1 rRNA gene is annotated in these 1,600 nt (G+C 56.0%); it reads left to right on the forward strand.

Features of this window, described 5'->3' with window-relative positions:
* Positions 1-14: 14 nt before the first annotated feature.
* Positions 15-1,549, forward strand: a 16S ribosomal RNA gene (locus BIS11_RS17050).
* Positions 1,550-1,600: the final 51 nt, after the last annotated feature.

Raw genomic sequence — 1,600 nt, forward strand, 5'->3', positions numbered from 1 at the left:
ATCACATCGATCTTAAACTGAAGAGTTTGATCATGGCTCAGATTGAACGCTGGCGGCAGGCTTAACACATGCAAGTCGAGCGGTAACAGGTCTAGCTTGCTAGACGCTGACGAGCGGCGGACGGGTGAGTAATGCATAGGAATCTGCCCGGTAGTGGGGGATAACCTGGGGAAACCCAGGCTAATACCGCATACGTCCTACGGGAGAAAGGGGGCTTCGGCTCCCGCTATCGGATGAGCCTATGTCGGATTAGCTAGTTGGTGGGGTAACGGCCCACCAAGGCGACGATCCGTAGCTGGTCTGAGAGGATGATCAGCCACATCGGGACTGAGACACGGCCCGAACTCCTACGGGAGGCAGCAGTGGGGAATATTGGACAATGGGGGCAACCCTGATCCAGCCATGCCGCGTGTGTGAAGAAGGCCTTCGGGTTGTAAAGCACTTTCAGCGAGGAAGAACGCCTGGCGGTTAATACCCGCCAGGAAAGACATCACTCGCAGAAGAAGCACCGGCTAACTCCGTGCCAGCAGCCGCGGTAATACGGAGGGTGCAAGCGTTAATCGGAATTACTGGGCGTAAAGCGCGCGTAGGTGGCTTGATAAGCCGGTTGTGAAAGCCCCGGGCTCAACCTGGGAACGGCATCCGGAACTGTCAGGCTAGAGTGCAGGAGAGGAAGGTGGAATTCCCGGTGTAGCGGTGAAATGCGTAGAGATCGGGAGGAATACCAGTGGCGAAGGCGGCCTTCTGGACTGACACTGACACTGAGGTGCGAAAGCGTGGGTAGCAAACAGGATTAGATACCCTGGTAGTCCACGCCGTAAACGATGTCGACCAGCCGTTGGGTGCCTTGTGCACTTTGTGGCGAAGTTAACGCGATAAGTCGACCGCCTGGGGAGTACGGCCGCAAGGTTAAAACTCAAATGAATTGACGGGGGCCCGCACAAGCGGTGGAGCATGTGGTTTAATTCGATGCAACGCGAAGAACCTTACCTACCCTTGACATCCTGCGAATTCGCTAGAGATAGCTTAGTGCCTTCGGGAACGCAGAGACAGGTGCTGCATGGCTGTCGTCAGCTCGTGTTGTGAAATGTTGGGTTAAGTCCCGTAACGAGCGCAACCCTTGTCCTTATTTGCCAGCGGGTAATGCCGGGAACTCTAAGGAGACTGCCGGTGACAAACCGGAGGAAGGTGGGGACGACGTCAAGTCATCATGGCCCTTACGGGTAGGGCTACACACGTGCTACAATGGTCGGTACAAAGGGTTGCCAACTCGCGAGAGTGCGCCAATCCCGAAAAGCCGATCTCAGTCCGGATCGGAGTCTGCAACTCGACTCCGTGAAGTCGGAATCGCTAGTAATCGTGGATCAGAATGCCACGGTGAATACGTTCCCGGGCCTTGTACACACCGCCCGTCACACCATGGGAGTGGACTGCACCAGAAGTGGTTAGCTTAACCTTCGGGGGAGCGATCACCACGGTGTGGTTCATGACTGGGGTGAAGTCGTAACAAGGTAGCCGTAGGGGAACCTGCGGCTGGATCACCTCCTTAAACGATGCGTCGCCCTCGCGGCAAGCGCTCACAATGAATTACCTGATCATG

Source organism: Halomonas sp. 707D4, from assembly GCF_024158685.1.
GTDB lineage: Bacteria > Pseudomonadota > Gammaproteobacteria > Pseudomonadales > Halomonadaceae > Vreelandella.